The following is an 18,630-nucleotide window of genomic DNA, read 5'->3' on the forward strand; positions in this document are numbered from 1 at the left end:
AACAGAGGTTTGCCAATTATGTGGGGAAAAGTACTTGGTTTTTGTTTTGGCTTTATGTTTGGCAAGTTCATCGGTGCCTTACTAGGCTTATACTTAGGCCATATGTTCGATCGCAGCTTAAAACAAGACTTTGATAAAGCCGGTGGGTTTTCTGGTTTGTTTAAAGGTGATGATATTAACGAACGTCAAGCGCTTTTCTTTTCTAGTTGTTTTGCGGTGATGGGGCATATTGCCAAATCAAATGGTCGTGTTAGTGAAACTCATATTCGAGCTGCCAGTGTCTTTATGGACGAAATGAGGCTGTCGGGTGATGAACGTCGTGAAGCACAAGATGCCTTTCGTAGTGGTAAAGAAACAGATTTTTCATTAAAAGAAACCGTTCATGACTTTAAAGAGCGCTTTGCTCGACGCCATGATTTATTGCAATTATTCCTCGAAATCCAAATTCAAATGGCCTTTTCTGATGGCCACCTTGCAGAGCAAGAAAAGCAGCTATTGCAAGAGGTGAGCAAGCAGTTAGGTATTTCGCGCACCCAGTTCGCATTTTTGTTAAAGCGCTACCAAGCCGAGTTTGCATTTCGCCAGCAACAACAGCGCTTTTATGAGCAGCAACGCCAACAAGGCCAGCAAAGTCGCAGCAGTTATAGTGAACAAAGAGGGCACAGTGTGCCACCTAATAATGGCATGAATCGCGCGCAGGCATTGGCTCTTTTAGGCTTAAACAGTGATGCTTCTGCACGAGATATTAAAGTTGCCTATCGAAAGCTCATGGCTCAGCATCACCCCGATAAATTAGTATCGCAAGGTTTACCAAAACACATGATGGAAGTAGCGGTAAAGAAAAGCCAAGATATTCAAGCGGCTTACGAGTATTTAAAAAAGGCGGCGTAAAAAGCCATCAATTTCTTTGAGTAGCCTTTCGTGCTGCTCTGGCTCTGAAGGCACACCAAATAACTCTCTTTGTCGGTAGTCATATTTAGCGTGCTTTCTAACCCAGCGTTTTCTATCTTTTACGCTTTGCAGTGTGTCAGGGTTACCTTCACTGTAAAAAATATCCAGTAATGGTGGGCTGATAGTTGAAAGCGTGGCATTAAGATGCTGGTTACGAATACTGTTAGGTAAATAGCTTCCTAAGCTAATAAAGGCATTTAGTTCGTTATTTGGAAAGCTAGCATAATGCTCAATCAAGAGCCCCGCACTGGCACCTTGCGCCACGACAATAATATTGCCACCTTCATCCATGGCACTGTTATACAAGGCATTGAATCTAGCAATTAACTTTAGTTTGTAATCATCAAGCACTGCTTCGCTAATATTTGGTTCACCAGTTACAAAATGAGGTGCTTGTTGTGTTTTAGCTGGTGGAGCTGAGTCAGCTTGCTGGTTTTTTTGCGTTGTTGACTCAGTTTCAGAATTCTCAGTGGGCTCTGGCATCGTTATATCAGCAGGGTGCCAGTCAATGTCAGGCATGGTCATGGCAAGGGTCGCATAGCCAATTTCATTTAACTGCTTACGTAAAAAGTTGATTCCGGCATTATTAGTTGGAACATGCTGCCAATCAGGAATAATGAGTACAATTCCGCGTTGACTCGCTGCCATAGATTGGCGATATAAACTAATAAACTCATCTTCACCGGCAAGCAGAGTACGTACTTCATCACTTGGTAAAAAGCGTTGAATATCGTTAGTGACCAAACTTGACCAAGGGGTGGGTTTAATAAAATCGGCAGCATTCACATTACCCATCAACGCAAAACAGGCTGCGTAAACTAAGCAATGTGCGGGTTTTAACTTCATGCCGAAATTTCCTGAGTCTTAAATTAAATCAGTGATTAAATTAACTATCGGCAGTGTTGGTAAAATATTTAGCTAATTGTCTTAAAACTCAGGAGCTGCCTCAAAAACAAGCGTTTCACCACTGGCAGGGTGAGCTAAGGTTAGCATTTCGGCATGCAGTTGTAAGCGAGGAGCCATGGCGAATGCTTCGGGGTGCGCATACAACTTATCGCCTAAAATAGGGTGACCTAAAGACAACATGTGCACACGTAGTTGGTGAGAGCGCCCTGTAATAGGGGTCAGCTCGACGCGAGTTGCATTCTGTTCATACTCAAGCACTTTAAAGTGGGTTAATGACGGTTTGCCATTGTCGTGATCAACCATTTGCTTTGGTCGGTTTGGCCAATCACAAATGAGTGGTAAATCTACCGAACCAGTTTCTTGCTCAAGCTTACCAAATACACGAGCAATGTAGCGTTTCGCGGTTTTTCTATCTTGAAATTGAATGCTTAAATTACGATGCGCCTCTTTGTGCATGGCTAAACAAATAATGCCTGAGGTTGCCATATCAAGGCGGTGAACAATTTTCGCCGTTGGAAAAACGCGATTAATGCGAGCAATAAGACAATCGGCGTGTTTTGGATCTTTTCCCGGCACAGTAAGTAAACCACTTGGTTTATTAACAATAAGCAAGTCATCATCTTGATAAACAATACTTAAATAAGGTGTCATTGGGGGATTATAATTGAGTAACACAGCCAGCCTCGATGATATGCAAGGGCGCTATTTTAAAGGAGTATGAGCGCATACACAATGGCAGGGCTGGTTTTCGAGTATATGCTAACAAGTAGGACTCTGATTTTTTCCCCTTGTTTTGTTTGGCATAAAAAACGCGATGTGAAAGCACATCGCGTTTATAGTTTTTGTTTAGCGCTTCAACGTTAGTGAGAAACCACAATTAAACGAATAGCATCCAGTTTAACTTGGGCTTTTTCGATGTAAGTAGTGAGTTCACTGCGTTGCTTATCATAGAAGCTAAGCTCTTCGTCACGAATATTCGGGTTGATTTGCTTAAGTGCTGTTAAACGAGCTTGTTCTTCACCAAGGGCTGTTTGCATTTTCTCTAGTGATTCCGCACGGAGTGTTTCAAGCTTAGTTTGTGCCATGCCTTGTGCACTGGTGATCATTGGGTGAATGGCACTTTGTAACGCACTGGCTAACTTACTTGCAGTTTGGCGACCAACTGCAGACAACTGCTGGTTGAAGGCATCAAAGGCAACATTGTCGGCTAAGTTATTGCTGCTCTTATCTAATAAGATACGAATTGGCGTTGGTGGCAAGAAGCGGCCAACCTGAAGTGCTTTAGGCGCCATCGCTTCAGCAATGAAAATGAGCTCAACAAAGAAGGTACCAGCAGGTAGCTTTTTGTTTTTCAGTAACGCCACAGAGGCAGTACCAAAGTCATCATCACAAATCATATCTAAGCTGCCTTGCACCATAGGGTGGTCCCAGCTGATGAAATGCGCGTCTTCTTGCGAAAGCGAGGTGCTACGATCAAACGTTACTGTGATGCCATCATCTTTCAAGCATGGGAAAGACGGATTTAGCATGTGCTCAGTTGGCTTTAAGATGATGGTATTTTCACCTTTATCCTCTTGGCTTACACCAAAGGTGTCGAACACATTGATCATATAACTTGGTAGCGTGAATTGATCATCTAACTCTTCGATATCAGCAACAAGACTTTCGGCTCGTCCTTGGCCACTTGAGTGCAGCTCTAATAAACGGTCACGACCACTTTCCATTTGTTTACGAAGCTTAGCATTTTGGCTGGCAACTTGTTCTAATAGTGGGTCTAGCTCTTCTTCGTCGCAATTGTGTGCACCAATAAACTCAAGTAGTTCTTCGCCATACTCTTTATACAGCATTTGTCCTGTTGTCGATGTTGTTTCAAACGCATCTAAGCCTTCGTTGTACCAACGAAGTAACACTTCTTGTGCGGTGTTTTCGAAATACGGCACGTGGATGTTTACGTCTTGCGTTTGACCAATACGGTCAAGACGACCAATGCGTTGCTCGAGTAAGTCTGGATTAAGTGGTAAATCAAACAGTACTAGGTGATGCGAGAATTGGAAGTTACGACCTTCAGAACCAATTTCAGAACAAAGTAGAATTTGTGCGCTGTCGTACTCATCGGCAAAGTAAGCCGCTGCACGGTCACGTTCAACAATCGACATGCCTTCGTGGAACACCGAGGCTTTAATTGCTTCACGCTCACGTAAAATTTGTTCTAGGCTAAGTGCGGTTTCGGCTTTAGCACAAATAAGCAGTACTTTTTCGTGCTTAAGGGTTTTAAGTGTTTCAATTAACCAATCAACACGTGGGTCAAATGCACCCCAGCTGGCATTTTCACCTTCAAACTCTTGGAAGATTTTTTCAGGGAATAAAGCACGAAGTGCTGTTAGCTCAGCATTTTGAATGCCGCCCATATTACCTAGTACCGACATTGCCGTTTTATATTGTTTAGGCATTGCCATTGGATAAGCATGAAGCTTACGGCTTGGGTAACCATCAATACCGCTGCGGCTATTTCTAAATAAAATACGGCCTGTACCATGGCGGTCTAACAGCATTGATAGAATTTCGTTACGCGCCGTTTCATCACCTTGCTCTGCGTTAGCTAAAAGGTCAGTGATGTCGGTTTCTTTTAATAGCTCTTTTAAAGTTGCTCTAGATGCATCATCAAGGCCTTTTTCACCCAGTAATTGGTTGGCTGCTTCGGCAACCTCTTTGTAGTTACTTTCTTCTTCTACAAACGCATCGTAGTCATAGAAACGATCTGGGTCGAGTAATTGCAAACGTGCAAAGTGACTACGGTGACCAAGTTGATCCGGCGTTGCAGTTAATAAGATAAGGCCCGGAATGTCTTGGCTTAACTCTGCCATACGTTGATATTCAGTGCTTGGCTTACCATTATTAATACTTAAATGGTGTGCTTCATCGACAACTAATAAATCCCAATCAGCCAGAGTTGCTTGCTCAAACCAGCGTTTTTTCTTGCTTAAAAACTCAAGGCTTGTAAGTACTAACTGTTCTGTTTCGAATACGTTTGGTGAGTCTGCAAATGCTTCATCACAACGTTCTTCATCAAAAATAGAAAAACGTAAGTTAAAGCGGCGTAGCATTTCTACTAACCACTGATGCTGAAGATTTTCAGGCACAACAATCAATACGCGGCTAGCACGGCCACTGATGATTTGTTGATGTAAAATCATACCCGCTTCAATGGTTTTACCTAAACCCACCTCATCAGAAAGTAATACGCGTGGCGCAAAACGTTTACCCACTTCTTGGGCGATATAAAGCTGATGCGGAATAAGGTTTGCACGTTGGCCAATTAAGCCTTTTAAAGGTGATTGTTGACGCTCAAATTGATGCTGCCAAGTTTGGTAGCGAAGCGTATAGCGGTCAAAACGGTCTACTTGACCTGCAAATAAACGGTCTTGTGGTTTATTGAATTTGATAAAGTGATCTAAAAAGGTTTCTTTTAACTGGGCTTTTTCACCATTATCAACGCGAGTGCCGTGATAGCATAGTAACTCGCCCTGCTGTTCAACAGACTCGACTTCTAATTCCCATTCTTCAACGCTGCGAATAATATCACCTGGATTAAATGCGACACGAGTAACAGGTGCTTCAGTTAAAGAATAAACTCTGTTTTCTCCACTGGCTGGAAATAAAATGCTGACCTGACGGCCTTCAAGGGCAACAACGGTGCCTAATCCTAAATCTGACTCTGTATCACTGATCCAACGCTGACCTAAGGAAAAATTCATGTATGTCTCGTCTATGAAGAAAAAAGGCGGCTATGTTACCTGTAACGCCATGCTACTTCAAGGTAGTAAACTCGCCGCACACAATTAAATTTAGTCAACCTTTTTAAGTCATTTTTACGGGTGAAAATATTAGTGAAATCTGTATATATTTTAACCAGTTAAATAATTGTATATTTGTTTGTCATAAAAAGGACTTTTGTCGTAAATAGACTAAACTGAGTATATACCTAACGAATAAATCATAGCTTCATCCGCCGCTTGTTTAGTTTATTGGGTATAGCATAAAAATCATAAAACGTAAGGAAAGTGCTATGGAAAAAGCTTCGAACCTTGATAGTAAAATGTATGTGCTCGATACCAATGTATTACTCCACGAACCCCTCGCTTATTTATCTTTCCAAGAGCATGATGTTGTTATCCCCATGACAGTATTAGAAGAGCTTGACCATATTAAAGATAGAAAACACGATGTTAGTCGTGACGCCCGTGTTGCTATTCGTGGTTTAGATGAAGTGTTAAAAGACGCGTCTCCTGAGCAGATGTTGCAAGGGGTGGCACTGCCGAGTAATAAAAAGGCGAAAACAGAGTCTCGTGGCCGCCTAATTATCGTTAATGATCACTTATTTGCAGACAGTATTTCGGGTTTACCAGGCAACGAAAATGACCATCGTATTATCAATTGTGCAGTGCATTTGCAAAAGCAGCACAGCGACAGCAAAGTGGTGCTTGTAACAAAAGACATCAATATGCGCCTCAAGGCGAAGGGAGCCGGCCTTAAATTTGTTGAAGACTACAGAACAGACCAATTAATTGACGACATAGCCTTACTGACCAGCGGCTATAAAAAAATTGACGGAGACTTTTGGCAACAGGTTGGTGAGTGTGAAACTGAGCAGCAAGGCCGAGATACTTATCACCACGTAGCAAAAAATACGATTAGTGATGTGTTCTGCAATGAATATATTTTAGATGATAGCGATCACTTTGCGGCTCGAGTAACAAGCTACGATGATAAACAAATTACTTTAAAAGATATTAGTGTTGAGCGTTTGATGAGCCATACCGCTTGGGGTGTAAAACCTAAGAATGTGTATCAAGGGATGGCACTTGATGCGCTACTTGACCCAAGTATAGAACTAGTGATTTTAACGGGCCCAGCAGGCTGTGGTAAAACTTTGCTTGCTCTTGCCAGTGCCCTTGAAATGATCATTGAAAAAGGCATTTACGATAAAGTTATAGTCACCCGTAACACGCCAGAAATTGCTGAATCAATTGGCTTTTTACCCGGTACTGAAGAAGAGAAAATGGCCCCTTGGTTAGCAGCAATTACCGATACTTTAGAGGTGTTGCATAAAGGGGATGAAAACCCGATTTCGAGCCGTAATTACATTATGGAAAAAGCCAACGTACAGTTTAAATCGGTGAACTTTATGCGCGGCCGTAGCATTCAAAACGCCGTTGTTATTTTACAACCCCGAATTGGGGGTATTTTAAAGTTTTTACCCCCTTGTTTTTATTGGCCTGTAGAAAAAGTAAAAAGAATTTCCAAAAAAATTGATTACCTTAGCTACTCTGAGCAGTCTCTCAACAATAAACCTTTACTCAAAATTTGTAATTTACAAGAAAAGTACAACACAAAGCCTAGCAACGATTCAATCTTTTGGGAGGCTGCGTAATGAAAAGCTCTATTGATAATCGAAATCCTCGTGTACTAGACACATCTGCATTAGTACATGATCCAAAATCTATTTTTAGCTACAAAGATGATATTTACATCTGTCTAACTGTCCTTGAAGAGCTTGATAACCTGAAAGAAAGAACTAATAAATCGGTAAGTGCCGATGCCCGTATGTGCATTAGAATGCTTGAAGACATTATAAATGGACATACAGCCGAGGAAATGGAAATAGGTATTCCTTTACCATCTACCGAAACAGCCCAGAGAGGAAAGCTTTTCATTGGAATTGACACTCAATTGGATCTGGCTAAGGAGTTAAAGCACGGGATAGGAAGTGATGCTGATAACAGAATAATTAATTATGCTTTATATCTTCAAAAAGAACTCAATAAAGACGTAACAATTGTTAGCCGTGATATTAATATGCGATTGAAAGCTCGAACAGTTGGGGTTAGGGCTGAGGACGTTGCTGTAGATAATCAAATATCAGATATTGATCTTTTATACACAGGAGTACAGGCTTTTGAAGGCGATCTTTTTGATCGAATTGAATCAGATAAAGATTTCAAAGTCTCAGGAGAGGTTTATACATTCCCAATAAGCTTGTTCAACGATGAAGTTCAGCCAAACATGTATTGGTACGATGAAGCCGGACACATTGGCCGGATTTCAGAAGTAACAGATACTGAGGTATACACAAAATTATTGCCGCGTAAGCAAGAAAAGATATGGGGCATATTGCCTAAAAACCAGCGTCAGGCGGTAGCTTTAAGCCAATTAACAGACACTTACTATGATTTAAATATCATCCTTGGTCCTGCTGGCTCCGGAAAAACTTTTTTGGCAGTTGCTTCGGCGCTGCATCAAGTATTGGAGTTGAAAAAGTACAAAAAAATCGTTGTGGTGCGCTCCAGAGACTTTATGGACGACGATCCGGGATTCTTACCGGGGGATTTAACTGAAAAATCAATGCCTCTTCTGGCAGGTATTACTGACGCATTAATTTCGATGCACTCGGATGATAATCATGAAGGAAATATTCACGCTACAGTTGAACATGTGATCGAAAGAGCTAATATAGAATTTACCAGTATGGCTTATTTTCGTGGCCGCTCAATAGACGATGCTGTTTTAATAATTGATGAAGCACAAAATATGACCCGTGCTCAAATTAAAGGAATGCTTAGTCGCGGTGGCAAAAATTGTCGGACAATCGTATTGGGCAACCTAGCCCAGATTGACGATAAGTTTGTAACACCTGCTTCTTCTGGTGCAAGTGCGGCTGTTAATGTGTTTCGTCATTATGAAAAAGGATCAGTGCTGATTTTTGATGAAGTAGAGCGTAGTAGCTTGGCTGAATTCACTGAAAAGAATATGTAGGCATCAAACTACCATTCACATTTCCTTATAATATTGCGACAATGGCCACTGCTTTTTGCAGTGGCTTTTCAGAGAAGCCCGTTCCCACGAAAACAGGACGAAATGGATTTACTCTGAACTAAAAGATTAAATATTCACATAAAAACTGAGTGACATAGGTGCGTGGCCTAGCGTTGCCGTTTTTTGGTGTATTGATGTCTTTTAAAAAAGAAGACCTGCTAGTAAATATAAAAAGGCAGGCAAAACGATTATCTAAATTATTAACTATTCCCCTTGGACAAGCCCAAGAAGGGGCAGCTATTTGTCTATATGGCTGTGACAGTTACAGCGATTTACTAGTAAAAATAAAAGCTGAATCCTTTGACAACCCATTGATAGCACTGTCTGCACTCTCACCAAACTCGGAAATATTTTTAGTAAAAATATTAGCTAGCCACCTAGATAGCATTATTGGAAATTTTGAAAAAAAATTTCCCGGCTCCAATATAAATGAAGAGATGGTCGTATCCTTGTTTGGGCTTAGCTTTTCAGAGTTCAAACTCAAAATATCTACCTAAAGTTGTACAAATACGTAAGTTGTCATTTTGTTTTTTGGCGATATTATAATAAGAAGGCTGAACGGACAGCCTACGCCTACACATGTTTTTCGCCTTGAAAAACGTGAACAGTGAAGCGGAGCATCCGTAAAAATTTGGTTATTTGAACAATAAATAAAGCAATGTGTTGGTAGGCCATTGTTTATTAGAAAGTTGTTTGGAGAACTAAATGATCTCACTTTATCAATTAAAGAATAAACTCAATAAACAAGCAAAAGAGTTTGCTGAGTTATTAGAGTTTCCTGATCTTTACGCCCAAGGCCTGTGGGCTAGAGGTGTTTATAACTGCCCTCATTTTTCTGATACCCATAATAGCCTCACTGAAGCATTTGAACAGAAAAAACTGGATTCAATTCTAAAGCACGATTCCCTGAAATACTTAATGATCAATGAATACGATGATCAAGAAATTATTGAATCGCTTCATAAAGAAATTGAGTCAATGGCAAACCGTATTGAAAGCCTGATGCTGGTAGATATCGAAACATTAGAGTTAGTTTCAGTGATATACCAAGTATTAGGGTTGCCAGAAGATGCCAAGTTTATTGTAAACACTGGTGCTGACTTTAGGCTGGAGTGGCGACCATATTTCGATGCTTTTGATGATCCGTTGATAGTTCAATATGCAGATTTAAAAGTTCATGGTTGTTATTTCAGGCTCATAGCTTCAAAGTTTCCGGTTGAAAAGCTTTCCTTGAATGACATTAAAAAATACATGTACATCAATCATGTAAACCATGATAGTGAGTTCGAAGGCTGTATTTCTGAAGGAAATACATTTTCTAAGCATGAGCACTGGCTGGTGTTGACACTTGAATTATTCCGTAGCGGCAAAGTAAATAAGGCTCAGTTCAATCCAACAACCTTCAAAATCGAAGGTATGCGCTATTTGGTATATGGCTTCCCACTGATTCCTTCCTTTGTATCTGATTGGCACAAACCTGATTTATGTCTACAGGTTAAAAATCTAGATGGTGATCAAAAGTTCATTGTTCGTATCGATCAGCAAGCTCTTGTTTTCCATGCACGACGTGTCGATACCAATTTTTTTAACACCATCGATTATGAAAAATATATTTCGTTGTATCAGTCTAGCGTTCTGTCACATTTTGATGCTGACAACAATTTACTAAAAGTTAATGGAGTTAAGTACCTTAGTTTTTTCCGCCCGTTTTGCCTAGAAGATAAGAAGGAAGCAAAAGCATGAGACCAAGAGTAAAACTAACTAACGCAACACTTATCTCAATTAAATCTGACTTAGAAGATAAGGTTGAACAGGTGCTTTACGCTACTTTTGCTGAGGATAGTAAGAACGGTAAAAAAGGTGAGGCTTTGTTTTCCACGAAAGTCATGGAAGTAAACGGTCCTGAATATAGAACTTTTGGTGCTGACTTTTATATCTTAGATGCAGAACCCCAAAAGTTTGATGTAGATGTATTTGAGTTCAATTTAATGCATGAGTGTATGTACTCTCCAAATGAGCTATTAGAGTTGCGAGAAATGCTCCCTGCTGGCTATTAGTAGGGAGTAACAAATGGACAAAACATATTTAAAGGATGCTTACATACTCTCGGTCTATGACTATAAAGACTTTGAAAAATCATTTCTTGGGGAGTTTTTGTCAGGGGTTGTTATTGACGATGAAACATTCAGATTTCGGCCATTTGAGCAAATGGTAACTTCAAAGATTGTTAGCAAATCTGCTGATGAGGATAAGTTAGAAATATACACACATAGTGAGAGTTGTTATGTGATTGATGCTGACCATAAGTTAATTGATATTTCGTTTGTTGAACTGGTTGTTATGAGGGCGGGAGCTTATTCGGTAGATCGAGTTTTAGAAATGAGAGAGCAACTTAAGTCTCAAAATAAAAGCCATTGAATAACGAAGATAAGAAGTCTGATGAGATTATTATTTGTCACTTACCTCTTTGAAAAAGTTGACGTTAGTCAAATATTCATAAATGTTTACATGACATCAATTTACTTATTCGAAAATTTGTATTAGCATAGACATGTATATTTTTATGAGAATTTTATGTCTAAAGCATTTTCAAAAGTCTTAGTGATAACGCTTATGCTGTTTGCCTTTGTAGGGCAAGCATTTGCGTATTCTGCTATGCCTTGCGAAATGTCATCAGGTTCTCATGAATCACACATGAACATGAACATGGATCATGGTGATATGAATAAAAGCAGTAATGGTCAATCAGAAGATTGTTGTGACGTTGAATGTATTTGTCCTGCAAATGCTTGCTCATCTACGACAGTCCTAAATTCCAGTGTTGACTCGACAGATATTCAAATATTGAGTGAATCTGTAGCTGCTATGCAATCTAAACAACCTCATTCAATTTCCACTTCCCTTTATCGTCCACCAATTTTTGCCTAATACAGGATTAGTGCGTCCAAATTTCGCACACATGTAATTAATTTTTCTGTTAGTCAATATAGCGTCGTAGCGCTATAGCTATTTTCCAGCGACGTCTGGGGGCAAAAATGATCAATAAGTATTTAAAAATAGCAGTTGTAATGCTGCTTTCACCTGCGTTTGCAAACGCTAATGAACATAAGCATGCACACAATAACGACGTAACACCTTTGGAGTTAATCGTTTATAAAACCCCAACTTGTGGGTGTTGTAAAAAATGGATAACTCATATTGAAGACAAAGGGATCGTTGCGCATTCCAAAGATTTCCGAAACATCGGCAACATCAAAACTAAGTATGGTATCAAACCTAATTACCGTTCATGCCACACGGCAGTGAGTAGAAATGGGTTTGCCTTTGAAGGTCATGTACCGGCTAAGTTTATTCAGCAGTTCTTGTCAGAAGAGCACCCCAATGCGATTGGATTATCTGTCCCAGCAATGCCTGTTGGCTCTCCGGGTATGGAAGTCGGCGACCGCTTTATGTCATATAACGTATTAATTTTATTTAAAGATGGAACGAGTAAAGTATATGCAGAAGTTAAGGCTTATGAGGAGCAATTCTAATGAGATTAAATGTTTCAAGCCTTACTCTACTTTCAACTTCGCTAATGCTCGGCTTGTCTGTATTCTCAGCTCAAGCTGAGAAAGTAGTGTCACTTGAACAAGCTATCACCTTGGCTCAGCAAAATGATCCTTGGCTTCATGGGAGTCGGTTAAAACAAAGCGCGGTTGAAAATAGAAGTATCGCTTCAGGTACTTTGCCTGACCCCAAAGTATCACTAGGGATAATGAATTTACCAACAGATACTTGGGACTTAGATCAGGAAGGAATGACTCAACTAAAGGTTGGTGTTTCTCAAATGTTTCCTAGAGGTGATAGTTTAAAGATTAAACAAGAGCAATTAAAAATTGAGTCAACGAAATTTCCACTGCTACGAGAGGATCGTAAGGCTAAACTGATAAGCCAAGTATCACAGTTATGGTTAGATGCTTACTTAGCCCAACAAACCATTAAATTGATTGAAGCGGATTGGGCGCTCTTTGAGCAGATGGCGGAAGTTACTAAAGCTAGCTACTCAAATGTTGTTGGTAAAACCAGACAACAAGATGTTATTCGTGCTCAATTGGAAATCGTGCAGTTAGATGACCGATTAACTTCGCAAAAGCAGAAACTAGAAACAACAATCGCTCGCCTTAATGAGTGGCTTCATATCTACGATGCTGCTGGCTTGAATGAATCATTCAACTTTGATACGCAACCATTAGAGTTTAGGGTTTCTAAAAAGTTGCCTACAATTCATTTGAACAATTCAACAGTCCTAAAAGCATCTAATTACTCAAGAAATCTATTGGCTCAGGAGCTTTCGAATCACCCAGCCATACTTGCAATTGATATAAAACGCAAAGCTTCAGAAAAAGCAGTTGAGTTAGCTAAACAGCAATATGAGCCGCAATGGGGTGTTAATGCTAGTTATGCCTATCGTGACAATATGCCCTCTGGTGATAGCCGAGCTGATTTATTTTCTGTTGGAGTAACGTTTGATTTACCCTTGTTCACCGAGAACAGACAAGATAAGCAAGTTGCAGCTTCTATTGCAGATTCAGAGACTATTAAAACCGAGAAACTATTACTGACAAAGCAAATGATCAGTATGGTGGAAAAGGAGCTTAGACAGCTTAAGCGTTTATCTGATAGGCAATCTATCTATCAAGAACAACTCCTTAAACAAACTCATGACCAAGCAGAAGCGTCATTGACAGCTTACACAAATGATGATGGCGATTTTGCCGAAGTTGTTCGAGCAAGAATCGCAGAATTAAATGCCAGAATATCAGCCTTAAGAATTGATGTTGACGCACTTAAAACAGTTGCTCGTATCAACTATTTCTTTGCGCATTCTCAATCTAATTCAAATGCTGAACATAAGTCGATGCAAACTTCACACAAAACTAATCAGCACTTATCCAATCAGCAATTTGGAGAAAAATAATGTCAACGAATACTAAAACAATTATTGCCATCATCATTGGTGCTGCACTAGGTGCTGGAGCATTAAGTTTATATCAAGGTACAGGTTCAAGCGGTAATGGCAATGAAGCTACATCAGGAGAGAAAAAACCGCTGTATTGGGTTGCACCGATGGATTCTAATTACCGTCGTGACAAGCCCGGTAAGTCGCCTATGGGTATGGATTTAATTCCTGTGTATGAAGAAGGATCATCTGGTGATGACTTTGGCCCCGGAGCCGTAAAAATCGCGCCTCATGTAGTGAATAATCTTGGGGTTCGCACTGCTCCTGTTGAGCTTAAAAATATGCATACTGAAATATCAACCGTAGGTTACGTTCAATATGATGAAGATAAGCTAATTCACATCCATCCACGTGTAGATGGTTGGATAGAAAAGCTCTACGTCAAAGCCGCAGGTAATCCTGTTGAGAAAGGGCAGCCTCTATATACACTATATTCTCCTCAGCTAGTTAACGCGCAAGAAGAACTATTAATAGCTATAAAGCGCAATAATAGTTCCTTAATTGCGGCGGCCAAAGATCGGCTTAAAGCGTTACAGCTTTCAGCAGACTTTATTCAAAAGCTAGAAAAGACACGAAAGGTTCAGCAAAACATCACCTTTTACTCCCCTCAGGCAGGTGTTGTTGATGGTTTGAAGATTAGAGAGGGTTTTTATGTAAAGCCGGGAAACACCATATTAAGCATTGGTCAGCTAGATCAAGTTTGGGTTGAAGCAGAAGTGTTTGAACGTGACGCAGCCTTAATTAAAGAGGGACTTCCTGTATCAATGACACTTGACTATTTACCCGGTGAGGACTGGGCTGGTGTCGTTGATTATGTCTATCCAACCTTGAACAGTAAAACACGCACACTCAGAGTGAGGTTGAAGTTTGACAACCCTGACTATCAATTAAAACCAAACATGTTCGCACAAGTCTCTATTCACGCTAATCAAGCTGATAGCACCATACTTGTGCCTAAAGAAGCTGTTATTCGAACAGGTAAACAAGACAGAGTTGTACTTGCGTTAGGGGATGGCCAGTTTAAATCTATTGAAGTGACTATTGGCCGTGTTGATATCGATAGTATCGAAATCTTAGAGGGCCTTAATGAAGATGATGTTGTGGTGACATCAGCTCAATTCTTGATTGATTCTGAATCAAGTAAAAGCTCTGACTTTAAACGAATGACTCACGATGAAGTGCCCAACTCTGTTTGGATGCAAGGAGATGTTAATAGTGTTATGACTGGGCATCGCATGGTTAATATCAGTCACGGCCCCGCTGAAGCTTGGGATTGGCCTGAGATGGTTATGGATTTTACTGTGGCTGAAAAAGTTGATATTGACTCATTAAAGTCTGGTCAATCTTTGCACTTTGAGGTGAGTAAAACCGAAGATGGTGGATATGAAATTACTGGAATTCATATCATGAGTGAGTCTGCTGATATGAGTGAAGAAGTATCTTTTGCAACAGTATCAGGTCTAATCAATGCGATTAATGTTGATACGCGTATTCTAAATATTAGCCGAGGCCCAATAGAGAAATGGGATAGACCTGCTGCGACGATGGATTTTATAGTCGCGGACAATATAGAAATAGTTGATTTCAATGTTGGTGATAACGTCACTTTCACTTTTGAGGTGAGAAATAATTTGGTTATCACTGAAATCTATCTTGAATCAAATGAGCAACTAAAGCATGAACCTAAAAGTGCTGTTGACCATTCAAATCATTAAGTTAGGAGATAAATAATGATTGAATCAATTATTAGGTGGTCGATAGGTAATCGCTTTTTTGTCATCTTAGCTACCTTAATTTTGATTGGTGGTGGGTTATTCTCAATTAAAAATACACCAGTTGATGCATTACCAGATCTTTCTGATGTTCAAGTGATAATTAAAACGAATTATCCCGGTCAGGCACCACAAGTAGTGCAAGATCAAGTTACTTACCCTTTAACAACAGCAATGCTGTCAGTTCCGGGGGCTATTACAGTTCGGGGGTATTCATTTTTTGGAGACTCCTTTGTTTATGTCATCTTTGATGAAGACACCGATTTATATTGGGCAAGGAGCAGAGTACTTGAATATTTAAGTCAAGTAGCCCCTTCGCTACCTGCTACCGCACGCCCACAACTAGGACCTGACGCCACAGGCGTTGGCTGGGTTTATTTATATTCCCTTGTAGACAAAACGGGCAGCTTAGATATTAGCCAATTGCGTAGTATTCAAGATTGGTTCTTAAAATATGAATTGCAAACTGTACCGGGAGTTTCTGAGGTTGCTGCTGTTGGTGGCATGGTTAAACAATATCAAATACAAGTCGATCCCGATAAATTAAGAGCCTACGGTATACCACTTAGTCACATTCAAATGGCACTTAAACGTGGTAACCAAGAAACAGGTGCCTCAGTTGTTGAAATGGCGGAAGCAGAGTACATGGTTACCGCAACTGGCTATATCAAAAGTATTTCCGACATAGAGTTGATCCCTCTTGGTGTTAACGCACAAGGAACCCCGCTTACCATTGGCGATGTGGCGGAAGTCAACCTAGGTCCACAAATGAGACGAGGCATTGCTGAACTAAATGGTGAAGGAGAAGTCGTTGGTGGTGTTGTTGTTATGCGCTTTGGTGAAAACGCACAAAAAACTATTGATGGAGTAAAAGCCAAATTAGAAGAGTTAAAAAAAGGTTTACCCGAAGGAGTTGAAATAGTTACGGTTTATGATCGCTCTGGCTTAATAGGAGAGGCGGTAGAAAACCTATGGAGTAAATTGCTCGAAGAGCTTGCTGTCGTCGCGATTGTATGTGTTGCATTTCTGTTTCATTTGCGATCTTCGATTGTTGCAGTTGTCACTCTACCTATTGGCATCTTAGCTTCATTTATCATCATGCATATGCAAGGTATCAATGCGAATATTATGTCATTAGGTGGTATCGCTATTGCAATTGGTGCGATGACAGATGGCGCAATAGTGATGATTGAAAATATGCATAAGCATATGGAAAAGACACCGCTAACGGATGAAAATCGTTGGCAAATAGTCTCGAAAGCTGCAAGTGAAGTCGGTCCAGCACTATTTTTTAGTTTGCTCATCATTACAGTCTCATTCTTGCCAGTATTTATTTTGGAAGCGCAAGAAGGAAGAATGTTTTCTCCACTTGCTTACACAAAAACATATGCAATGGCCGCATCAGCAGGCTTAGCGATAACATTAGTTCCTGTTTTAATGGGGTATTTTATTCGAGGAAAAATTGTTTCAGAAAAGAAAAACCCTTTAAACAGACTGCTTATTGCTATCTACATGCCTGTTTTAAAGCAAGTTATGAAGTTTCCTAAATCGACAATAGTAGCAGCAATATTAGTGACGATTGTTGGTTTTTGGCCTGTCGATAAAATTGGTAGTGAATTTATTCCTCCTTTAGACGAAGGCGATCTTATGTATATGCCGACTACCTATCCGGGAATTTCCATTGGTAAGGCAAGAGAAATTCTACAGCAGACAGACAAGCTAATTAAAACAGTGCCAGAAGTTGAAACAGTATTTGGTAAAGTAGGAAGAGCTGAAACTGCAACTGATCCCGCGCCTCTAACTATGATTGAGACCTTCATTCAGTTGAAGCCTCAAGAAGAGTGGCGTGAGGGAGTTACAACAGAATCTCTAAAAGCTGAGTTTGATAAGTTGGTTAAGTTTCCGGGCTTGACGAATGCTTGGGTTATGCCAATCAAAACTCGTATTGATATGTTGGCAACAGGTATTAAAACGCCAGTAGGTATTAAAGTAGCAGGAGCTGATTTAAATACGATTCAAGAGATAGGGCAACAAATAGAGCAATTGTTACCAGAGGTGACAGGAACCGCTTCAGTTTATTCTGAACGAGTTGCAGGTGGACGATATATCAAAGTTGATATTTCTCGTGAGAAAGCAAGTCGTTTTGGATTAAACATCGATGACGTACAACAAGTAGTTTCAACTGCTATTGGTGGGATGAATGTCACTCAAACAGTAGAAGGTCAAGAGCGTTATCCTGTCAACTTGCGATACCCACAAGATTATCGTGACTCTCCAGAGCAGTTGTCGCGCTTGCCTGTTGTCACTCCAAATGGACAACGCATCGCACTAGGTGACGTAGCTGAAATAAAAGTAGAAGTAGGCCCTCCGGGGATCAAGAGTGAAAATGCACGTATTAATGGTTGGACGTTCATTGATATAGAGGGCGTTGACGTAGGTACTTATGTTGAAAGTGCAAAAGAGCATTTAGCTAAAAATCTTATATTACCAGCAGGTTATTCGATTACTTGGGCTGGTCAATACGAATATATGGAAAGAGCCAAAGCCAAGCTTACTTACGTTGTTCCATTGACGCTCGCCATTATTGTTATTTTGCTTTATTTGAACTTCAGAGCGTTTAGCGAAGTTGCGATCATCATTGTGACTTTACCGATGGCAATGATCGGTGGGTTATGGTTGATGTATTTAGAAGGGTTCAACTTCTCTGTAGCAGTTGGTGTAGGCTTTATTGCTCTGGCTGGAGTAGCTGTTGAGATTGGCGTAATAATGTTGGTATATCTCAATCAGGCGCTCGCTGAACTTAAGGAAAAAGCGAAAGAGCGAGCAGAACTCATCTCAGAAGATGAATATCAAGATGCCTTATTGCACGGTGCTGGATTACGTGTTCGTCCTGTAATGATGACAGTAGCGACAATCATTATCGGCCTAATGCCTATTTTATATGGTACAGGAACAGGCTCTGAGGTAATGAGTCGTATTGCTGCACCAATGGTAGGTGGGATGACAAGTGCAGTCCTGCTAACTCTAATTGTTTTACCCGCGATTTATTCAATCGTTAAAAAGCCCGAAGTAAACGCCTTTAACAAGGAACTTTCTAACTCGGAGCTAAAAAACAATGCTTAGAAA

15 protein-coding genes are annotated in these 18,630 nt (G+C 40.3%); 12 read left to right on the forward strand and 3 right to left on the reverse strand.

What is annotated here, in order from left to right:
• Positions 1-18: 18 nt before the first annotated feature.
• Positions 19-891, forward strand: a complete 873-nt coding sequence (djlA, locus tag L1267_RS00225) for a co-chaperone DjlA (protein ID WP_135923567.1) — start codon at positions 19-21, stop codon at positions 889-891.
• On the opposite strand, the gene L1267_RS00230 is transcribed toward djlA, so the two are convergent.
• The 3 genes from L1267_RS00230 to rapA form a co-directional block, all read right to left on the reverse strand.
• A complete protein-coding gene (locus tag L1267_RS00230) occupies positions 874-1,797 on the reverse strand; it encodes a DUF3530 family protein (protein ID WP_235381752.1) in 924 nt (307 codons plus the stop codon). The genes djlA and L1267_RS00230 overlap by 18 nt on opposite strands.
• An 81-nt stretch (positions 1,798-1,878) precedes the next feature.
• Positions 1,879-2,532: a bifunctional tRNA pseudouridine(32) synthase/23S rRNA pseudouridine(746) synthase RluA gene (gene rluA / locus L1267_RS00235; RefSeq protein WP_235381753.1), complete on the reverse strand. Its 654-nt coding sequence runs from the start codon at positions 2,530-2,532 to the stop codon at positions 1,879-1,881.
• 185 nt (positions 2,533-2,717) lie between these two features.
• Entirely contained in the window at positions 2,718-5,612 is a 2,895-nt protein-coding gene (rapA, locus tag L1267_RS00240) for an RNA polymerase-associated protein RapA (RefSeq protein WP_235381754.1), read from the reverse strand.
• Between the two features lie 311 nt (positions 5,613-5,923).
• On the opposite strand from rapA, the gene L1267_RS00245 reads away from it, so the two are divergent.
• From L1267_RS00245 to L1267_RS00295, 11 genes are all read left to right on the forward strand, one after another.
• A complete protein-coding gene (locus L1267_RS00245; protein ID WP_235381755.1) occupies positions 5,924-7,288 on the forward strand; it encodes a PhoH family protein in 1,365 nt (454 codons plus the stop codon).
• The gene (locus L1267_RS00250) at positions 7,288-8,670 is read left to right on the forward strand and encodes a PhoH family protein (protein ID WP_016708262.1); all 1,383 of its coding nucleotides are present in this window, start codon (positions 7,288-7,290) and stop codon (positions 8,668-8,670) included. Before L1267_RS00245 ends, L1267_RS00250 begins: the two co-directional genes overlap by 1 nt.
• A 194-nt stretch (positions 8,671-8,864) precedes the next feature.
• Complete coding sequence (locus L1267_RS00255) at positions 8,865-9,227, forward strand: hypothetical protein (RefSeq protein WP_016708261.1); 363 nt, start codon at positions 8,865-8,867, stop codon at positions 9,225-9,227.
• A gap of 208 nt (positions 9,228-9,435) precedes the next feature.
• On the forward strand, positions 9,436-10,473 hold the full coding sequence (locus tag L1267_RS00260) for a hypothetical protein (protein WP_016708260.1): 1,038 nt from the start codon (positions 9,436-9,438) through the stop codon (positions 10,471-10,473).
• Positions 10,470-10,787, forward strand: a complete 318-nt coding sequence (locus L1267_RS00265; RefSeq protein ID WP_016708259.1) for a hypothetical protein — start codon at positions 10,470-10,472, stop codon at positions 10,785-10,787. Before L1267_RS00260 ends, L1267_RS00265 begins: the two co-directional genes overlap by 4 nt.
• A 13-nt stretch (positions 10,788-10,800) precedes the next feature.
• Positions 10,801-11,148 carry a hypothetical protein gene (locus L1267_RS00270; protein WP_045979609.1) on the forward strand — a complete coding sequence of 116 codons (348 nt, stop codon included), beginning with the start codon at positions 10,801-10,803 and terminating at the stop codon, positions 11,146-11,148.
• Between the two features lie 156 nt (positions 11,149-11,304).
• The gene (locus L1267_RS00275) at positions 11,305-11,658 is read left to right on the forward strand and encodes a hypothetical protein (RefSeq protein ID WP_074988940.1); all 354 of its coding nucleotides are present in this window, start codon (positions 11,305-11,307) and stop codon (positions 11,656-11,658) included.
• A gap of 107 nt (positions 11,659-11,765) precedes the next feature.
• The gene (locus L1267_RS00280) at positions 11,766-12,263 is read left to right on the forward strand and encodes a DUF411 domain-containing protein (protein WP_016708256.1); all 498 of its coding nucleotides are present in this window, start codon (positions 11,766-11,768) and stop codon (positions 12,261-12,263) included.
• Complete coding sequence (locus tag L1267_RS00285; RefSeq protein WP_016708255.1) at positions 12,263-13,690, forward strand: TolC family protein; 1,428 nt, start codon at positions 12,263-12,265, stop codon at positions 13,688-13,690. Before L1267_RS00280 ends, L1267_RS00285 begins: the two co-directional genes overlap by 1 nt.
• Positions 13,690-15,447: an efflux RND transporter periplasmic adaptor subunit gene (locus L1267_RS00290; RefSeq protein WP_016708254.1), complete on the forward strand. Its 1,758-nt coding sequence runs from the start codon at positions 13,690-13,692 to the stop codon at positions 15,445-15,447. Before L1267_RS00285 ends, L1267_RS00290 begins: the two co-directional genes overlap by 1 nt.
• A 15-nt stretch (positions 15,448-15,462) precedes the next feature.
• Positions 15,463-18,627, forward strand: coding sequence for an efflux RND transporter permease subunit (locus L1267_RS00295; protein ID WP_074988939.1), 3,165 nt, complete (start codon positions 15,463-15,465; stop codon positions 18,625-18,627).
• Positions 18,628-18,630: the final 3 nt, after the last annotated feature.

Source organism: Pseudoalteromonas sp. OFAV1, from assembly GCF_021532595.1.
Classification (GTDB): Bacteria; Pseudomonadota; Gammaproteobacteria; order Enterobacterales; family Alteromonadaceae; genus Pseudoalteromonas; species Pseudoalteromonas lipolytica_C.